General features: G+C 34.3%; 2 protein-coding genes. Both read right to left on the bottom strand.

Annotated elements, in window-relative coordinates; all coding sequences use genetic code 4:
* Positions 1 to 495: 495 nt before the first annotated feature.
* Positions 496 to 4,470: a DNA-directed RNA polymerase subunit beta' gene (locus MAGTDC_RS01700; RefSeq protein ID WP_146656790.1), complete on the bottom strand. Its 3,975-nt coding sequence runs from the start codon at positions 4,468 to 4,470 to the stop codon at positions 496 to 498.
* Positions 4,471 to 4,493: 23 nt separating this feature from the next.
* Positions 4,494 to 8,459, bottom strand: coding sequence for a DNA-directed RNA polymerase subunit beta (locus MAGTDC_RS01695; RefSeq protein WP_146656789.1), 3,966 nt, complete (start codon positions 8,457 to 8,459; stop codon positions 4,494 to 4,496).
* Positions 8,460 to 9,023 lie beyond the last annotated feature (564 nt).

Raw genomic sequence — 9,023 nt, 5'->3', positions numbered from 1 at the left:
TTAATTACATCATCAGATATTGGCATGTCGTAATCAATACCATGTTGTTTGTGTGTTTGAACGGCTATCATGAAATCTGAACTTGTTATTACCTGTAATAAACTACCCACTTACAACAACAAAACATACACAACGTTGTGATCTGTTCGTGTTAATTATGGATTGGCTAATTACAGACCAACTTCAATCCTTGGTTAATTCAACCATATTTAAGCATAAATTGTATTAAACTTTTCAATAATGTACTCATATCAAACTTGTTATTACTACAATTCGAATAATAAACATGTGTAATTGATATAACAATACCAAACATCCTGTTTCAAGTAATCTTAACCTGATTCTAACAAACAACGATTATGAACCAACATCCGTTAAAGATCAGGTCGTTTGATCCAATTTTGTTGTTAGTGATCGGTGTAAGTATTACAAAAAACATATAACATATTATATGTAGTTTCCGTTAATCCATCGTTGAATATCCTTGATGGCTAACTACCGATCATCAGAATAACGTTTTCGTTGTGTCTTATTCATTATGAAACCTGTACCAACCAATGGTAATTTACCTAATATAATTCTATCCTTTATATCAGTTATTTTATAGTCATTACCAGATATTATAGCTTTGAGAATAGCTTTGATGGAACCTTGGAATGAAACTGCTGATAGTATTGAGTTCATGTTCGTACAACATTCGGTCACCCCAACTATCTTCCTTCTGCCAGCTGCAACTTTTCCAGCTAATGTATCCACATATCGATTAATTCTAGCAAAATCCTGTCAATCATAGTGCTTATTAACACTTAAGGTAGAATTACCTGAATCAGATATGCTTATAATGTTCATCATCTGCCTTAAAATCATCTCAATATGTTTACCATTAACATTTATCCCCTGTTGTTTATAAATCTCTTGAACTGTTCCAACAAAATAATTATAAAAGTTGTTAAAACCATACGTTTCGGCATAATTCAATAGATCGTTTTCACCGGGTATTACAACTCTACCTTGTTTCATTTTTTCGTTGTTACCAACAAGTGGTTTAATATATACATCAGAGAATACCAATGGCCATTCATCCATCCTCACTGGATCAATAACAAACGTTTTATCACCGTTTCCATCTGTGTTATATCTCATAACACTATCAGTACCACATATAACAGCGGCATTATCTTCTGCAATACTATTATCAAACAACCTCGATAACCTTTCAAAACCTTCGACCAACGTTGGCTTACTATCATCCCCACAACAAACCACCACCTCAAAGAGTATATCAAATATGTTTACATCTGAACCAGGTTTAACGAGACAATAAACTTTATCTCAAACAGATGGACAACATAATTTTATATGTGTTCCGGTGTTCAAACAAACAAGTGGAATTTTGTTGTTTAATAGTTTTGTTTTAATACTTCTTTTAACCAAATTAGAAGGATGGTTACAAGATTTGCTTAGGTTTAATCCATATTTTAAATCTTCAAAGGTTATAATACCGTTAGTTAAAACCAGGATGTTGTTTGATCCGATGGAATTGAAACATAAAACTTCACCGATGTTAACATTTTTGCCATTGTTAACCAACAAACAAGTACCTCGAGATAATTTATAACTTCAGATTTTATGGGTGTTTCGAAGAATGGACAAAATGCACTTGGAAGTGCTTACAATTATATCACAATTGTGTGAACAAACACATGAAAGATGTTCGATTTTAACAACACCTGATAATGGTGACAATAAACAACCTCCGAAATTTTGTGAGTGTTTGTTGTGTTCAGTTTCAGTTAATCCATGAAAGGTTCTCAACGTTAGTTGTGTTCCGGGTTCACCAATTGATTGAGCTGCTAAAACACCAACAGACTCACCGTATTGAACCATATTTCCACTGCTTAATGCTGTCCCATAACAGAGTTTACAAACACCGGATTTTGCTTGGCATGTCAACGGAGATCTAATTCACAATTGATTACCACAACAAGTTAATATCTCACTTATGTTTGTAGTAGTAATTAACTCATTTCTTCTTGCTATTATTCTTCCATTTGAAAGTATATTCTTTACTAAATATCTACCAATTAATCTGTTCTTAATAAATTCTAAATCAATAACAGGATCAACACACAAGCCATCCTTAGTAAAACAATCTGCCTCATCTATCACTCATTCCCTTGTTGATTCAACGAGTTTTCTTGTGAGATAACCGGAGCTTGCGGTTTTCAACACAGTATCCATTAATCCCCTTCTAGATGAATATGTACAACAGAAAAATTGGATTAAACTCAAACCTTCGTTATACGAATTCAAAATTGGTATCCTACTTCGTTGGCCATTGAAGTCAATGACATATCCTCTTGAACCAAGCAGCTGTTGTGTTTGTGATAATGTACTTCTTGCACCTGAATTAACAATCGTCTGTATCGATGTTTGGTTCAAACTGTTGCCATATATCTCTAAATCTATATTATCATAAACATTAGCCAAAATTTTGTGTCATATCGGTCAAAACATTGGAAGTTTGTTTTTGTTAGAAACGTTTGATCACGATTTGTTTATAATTGATCGAACATGTTTCAGAAGACCACTTTTGTAATCTGAAGTATCGAATTCAGACCTTGACAGTGATAGACCGGACTGTGTTGCATATTTAAATCCCAATTTCATTAAACGTTCACAAAACACTACCATTTGTTGCCATCCACAGGTTTTGTTTACCATTTCGATAACATCATAAACAAATTGCTTACCAAATCCGGGATAGTTCCATTCATAAATAAAATTACACTTGTTTGGTATTAGTTCCGATATCAACAAACGACCTGGTGTTGTAAATAATATAATCCGTATATGGTTCTTAATTACTGTGAATTTTACTTTAGTATGTAAACCAACTTTGTTGTGTGTTAGAGCTGCGATTACGTCAGAGTACGATGTAAAACATATGTTCGTTTGTTCCGATGATGTTAACGACATGTAATACAGGCCAAGGATCATGTCTTGGGATGGCAAAACACATGGATCACCATGGGCCGGATGCAGCACATTGTTTCCAGCCATTAACAACGTTGTAGCTTCGATTCTGGCCTTTTGACTAAGCGGAACATGTACCGTCATTTGATCACCATCGAAGTCAGCATTGAAACCTGTACATACCAACGGATGTAATCTTATAACTTTTTCATTGGTTAACTTAACTCAAAACGACCTCATGCTTAACTTATGCAACGTTGGAGCTCGGTTTAACAACACCGGACAATACTTAACTATTTCTTCCAAAATTTTATATACCATTTGATGATCACAATCCAACAGATACGTTACATCTTTGTTCCATCTGACCTTATGTTCCAACATTAGTTTAGAATGAATGAATGGTTTGAACAATTCAGCTGCCATTGATCTTGGTATTGCACATTCGTTTATTGATAAACCCGGTCCTGGTACTATCACACTCCTACCTGAATAATCTACCCTCTTACCTAGGATGTTGTGCCTAAACATACCTCCCTTCCCCTTCAACATTTCAGTCAACGACTTCAATGCAACGTTGTTGTAACCCACTGGCTCATCTAAACTTTGAGAATTGTCTATCAAACTATCAACATTTCTTTGTAAATGTTCTAATGCCATAACATACTCATCGAAATCAGTTACACCATCTCGTTGTCCTTCTATGTTAGCAATTACCACATTATTGGCATTAATAATACCTTTGTATAGTTCATTTAAATCAGAACTTGCTGATTTGTTACCATCTAAAACCACAGATGGCCTTAACTCAACAGGCAGAACAGGTAAGACCTTTATCACCATTAGATCCAATGATACTTTGTTGTTAATAAACCCATCCACTACCTCAATATTCTTATCTATATCTTCTAATATTTCTCTAGATTTAACATTACACTTACTATCGATTAAGAACTGTTTGACCGTTTTCAACCGTACCTTCGACAATAACAACAAAATTGCAACACCACTGGATACAACCTCATAACTTCCCTTCTCCTTCCACAAACGTCTATATACCTCCGTCGATATAATTTGACCATCTTCGAATTCCTGTGTATCACATCGTTTGATGACATGAAGTTTACATCCGATTAAATCCCGAATTATCCCAACATCCATGTTTAATAACGATCCCAAGATGTTTGGCATTGTCTTGTAAAACAATGTGTGAACAACGGGTATTGCCAAATTAACATGTCCGAACCTTGATCGTAGTTTTGTTTTGTTTTCACTCAAACACACATGACATACCATACAATCAAATGATTGGGTTAACGTTGGTGTTTTACATAAACACTCGTTGTTGTTCCTTGATCCGAATATCTTTGGACAAAACAGACCATCCATAATCGGTTTCCCACCTTCATCCAAGCAATTGCTATTGCATACTTCCCCATATGACCAAGACAGTATAGTTTCTGGTGATGCTATTTCAAATTTAATGTTTAACATGTGTTCGTTAAAACCTTACAACGTTATTGGTCAGTTAACTTTATATCTATACACATAGCAAACAACTCTTTAATTAAAACAAATATACCTTCATTTTGATATGCTTTGTACCTTAAATTGCCATGCAGTATGTTTTGTTGTATCTCATTTCTTGCCAACATGTCATCACATCTGACCGTTGTTGATTCTCTTAGAAAATAAGCAACACCGTAGCTCTGCAACGCCCATACCTCCATTTCACCCAACCTTTGTCCTCCTTTATGTGACTTACCCTTAAGAGGTTGTTGTACAACAATCGAATATGGTCCTGTTGATCTGGCATGGATTTTGTCAACCACCAAGTGATTTAACTTAAACATGTATATAATACCAACGGTGGTCTTGTTCCTTAAAGCCAACCCAGTAACACCATCGTATAGTTGAAGCTGGCCATTATGTCCATTTATGTTTAAATCGGGTATAAACAACCGTTTGTCAAACATTTTAATATCTTGGTTAACAGAAGAATTAAATAAAGAACAGGATATTCATACACCATTAGACAACTCGTTTAACAACGTCAGAATGGTTTCTTTTGTTAAATGTTTAATGTTCGGATATATTTCCGTAAGCTTTGGTATTACCATTCCCAAAACATGGTCGTTGTTTGTTTTGTTGTACATATTCAATACATGTTTAAATTCTAATCCCAATTTATAACTAATCAGACCAAAGTTGGCTTCCAATATCTGACCAAGATTCATCCTAGATGGTACTCCTAATGGGTTTAAGATAATATCGATCGGTGTTCCATCGGCCATGAATGGCATATCCTCCTTCGGAACTATCATTGATATCACACCCTTGTTACCATGTCTTCCACATATCTTATCACCAACTTTAATTGATTTTTTAACAAGTAGTTTAACTTTAATAACTTCTAATACCTTCGATCCATCGTTTGGATCAGTACTGTTCAAACGTTTGGTAATCTTTTTGAGTAATTCATTACCAATTTTGTTTATATAACTCAGATAATGTTTAAACAAAAGGTCTAATCCTTTTTGAATATGTTTATCCTCTGATATGAACGATGATTTTACTGAGAAATAATCAATCATATTTCCCCATGATAAAGCTGAACATCTTTTAATATATTTTTTGGTTGCAACATTGAGATAAAACAAGTACTCTTCGTATGCTCCATCATAACCATCCCTCCCTTCGTTTGGCTTCACTCTCTCCACTTCCATAACTGTTGCATATTCTATCCCATTCGGTACTCTAAGAGAAACATTACTCGTTTGACCATTAGATTCGTCTTTACCATCACCATCATCTATCCCATCAATGTTATAACCCATATTATTATCTCCTATATTCTTAATTAAACCATTTCCATCAAGTTTATCATTCCCACTTCCAACAGTTGCTTTATCACTATTGCCTAAGTCATCCGTTTGATCCGATTTAACCTCTATGGTGTTTCTGTTACCATCATTGCTGTGTGATTTGTTTAAACCAACGCCCATGCCAACCTTCAGAAACACTCCATCTTCATCGTGTATATCCTTCCTTAGAACTAACTTGCCTACTAACACATCTCCCTCTCGAACGTTGCTACCCACTTTAACTATCCCGTTGGAATCCAAACATCTTCGATACTTCATTGGTATTCCAGTTATATCAGCACTCAATCATTCATCACCATGTTCGGTCTTCATGACCGTTGTTTCAAGATCTATTATATGAAGTGAATCAAAGATACCTTTGTTAATAACATTCTCCGATAGTATTACCGAATCTTCGAAGTTATAACCATGCCAACACATAAACGCTACCAACAGGTTAGCACCTAAACTCATTTGTCCATTACAACTTGATTGACATTCGGCAATAACATCTCCTGATCTTAACATCTGTCCAGGATTAACAACCGTCCGTACTCGTTGGCACATTTCTTGGTTCGATTTGTTTATTGTTGGTAAGATATAAACTCTATGTTTACATCGATCAGATTCATAAACAACAACCTTACTAGAATCAGCACTTATTACCATGCCATCGTTGCGTGTTGTAACGTTAGCTCGTGTGTTTTGCATGATGGTATGTTCTTCTCCAGTTCCAATTAAGGGAACCTGCGGTTTCAACAACGGTATGGCTTGTTTCAACATGTTCGCTGCCATTAATACCCTTGTTGGATCGTTGTGTCCGAGAAACGGAATCAAACAAACGGCAGGTGAAAACACTTGAGCTTCGGTTATTAAACTCAAATCTACAAATTTCTTCTCAACCACTACTGTAGCATTTCGGTATAAACATAAGATCCAAGTTTTTGAATCATTTCAATGCGATATGGCAACCTTCAGGTTCTTACAATCGTAGTAATTCAAGTACACAACGTTGTTACTGACCAATCCGTTGTAAACCTTGAAATATCTGGTTATTATACAACCGCTGACATCAACGTTGGCATAGGTCGATAATGATAAAATTAAACCAATGTTCTGACCTTCTGGAGAATCAATCGGACATATCTTACCAAAATGTCAAGTTTTTGTATCTCTTACATAATTATCAACATTTTGTGATGTCAATCCATCTTCACCTACACATGTTAACTTGTGTTTATGACATAGTTCAGATAGACTATTAACCTGATCTAAATATTGACAAAAACTCGATGAATTAAAATATTTGTCTACACGTTTTTGTATATGTTTACTAGATGTTAAAAGAGAACTGATAACCATGTTGTTGCCATCGGTTGTGAATTCTTCGTTCAGTTCCTCCAATGATTGGCTTTCAACCCATGAATTCAACATACTTGCTAAGCAGTTATTAACAATATCTATTAAATAATCACCGCTACCTTTTATTGTTTTAATATCACAATTAATCGGTCCAAGATCCGTGTGTTTAATAACATGTTTAGCTCAAACCAAGATTAAATCCCTCTTTGTTAACAGATCTAATCCAAAACTTTGGTCACAACATGTTATATCATTTAATGAACATCTTCCGATTAAAGATAAGTACACATCCCTAATATTTTCGGGAACTATATCACTTCTATAACATAAATTTAAGCTTATTAACTTACCAATGTTTCTAAGTAATTTTAAATCCAACGGTTTCAACACCTCTACAACCCTTAAAACACCAACCTGTTTTACCACAGGATTTATGGCCAAATCTAATTCATCACCCATATTAATAATTACATGCCAGAATTGATTAGTAACAACACCGGCACATACTACCTTGTTTTTGCTACAACATCCGACCATCTCTTTTGTTTGTCTTAATAATCTCCTTCGACCATACACGCAACCGTTCATATCTGAACTTGTTTTGTTCCAACGCAGGTATCTTCACTTTGTTTTGTAGAAAACCAACAGTTTTGATTCTAATATATTTCTAAGCAGATGAGAATATTTTGATTTAAACACTAACATAGTCGAAAATAAATCTGAATTACAATCACCATGTTTTATTCTTGATCCATGGATTATCAAATGTTTTAAACTCTTTGTTGTCAGATTAATTACTCCGTTTTGTTGATCAAACACAACAGAATCATCTCTTACCATCTGTGTTATCAATGTTTTTTTAATTCCATCTACATGAACAGCATCATCCTTTGTAAGTGTTGGTAAAACCATTAAAGGTATGTTTAATCTCCATCTATGAAACACATACACCATTTTTGTATGAGATCGATATTGTATAACCTCAAGATCTAAATCAAAGGCTGTTGTATTCCTTGATAAAACGTATGTTTCAACCTTGGTATACTCCAAACTCCAACGTCCGTTGTCAAATGGGAACAAACCTTGAAGGTTAAGCTTTAGTTTAGATATTTTTATTCCTTCGTTGTTATAACAACCCCATAACACATTATTATATAGTCTTTGTTGTATTCCTCTTGAATTTGTTACAGGTTCGGTTCCAATAATCCCACTTAAGCTAATTCTGTCTTTCATAATTCTTTCTTCGTTTCCTGTCATTCGTATACAAGAAAGTTTAATTACACCAACGTTTGTTTAGATCTTCCGATATTATTCTCAGTTTTGTTTAACACAACATCCGACCACAACCAACATAATAGCCGTATCCATCGTCAAATATGTTTAGAAAGAACAGATGTGTTGGTTAGATTTGTTAAAACTTAATTCAACACAAGGTTTATCCACCAATACAATACACATATAATTGTAATTAAATTTTATCACATCAAATCTGTGTTTATAGATGAGATTAATTAACAACAACAAAATGGTAAGATTTAGAAACATTTAATGATTTAAAATATCAGAGTTCTACCAAATTATTTTACATAATCGGTTCATCAATCGATGGCAGCTTAAACAAGTTCTGACCGTTTGTTAAACATGTCTGTGTTTGGATTGGTTTTTATATTAATGTTTCGTATGTAACCGAACAGGATGGCCGATCTAACATGAAGTTCATTCTATCAATCAAATGGTGTTATTACCCGCTTATCCTTGAGTTCGTTTGATAAATGGACGAATAAAACCTTATCTCATCAAATGAGTTACTTATAATTTGAA

This window comes from Candidatus Hodgkinia cicadicola, from assembly GCF_002774925.1.
This window is presented reverse-complemented; position numbering and strand designations above follow the sequence as displayed.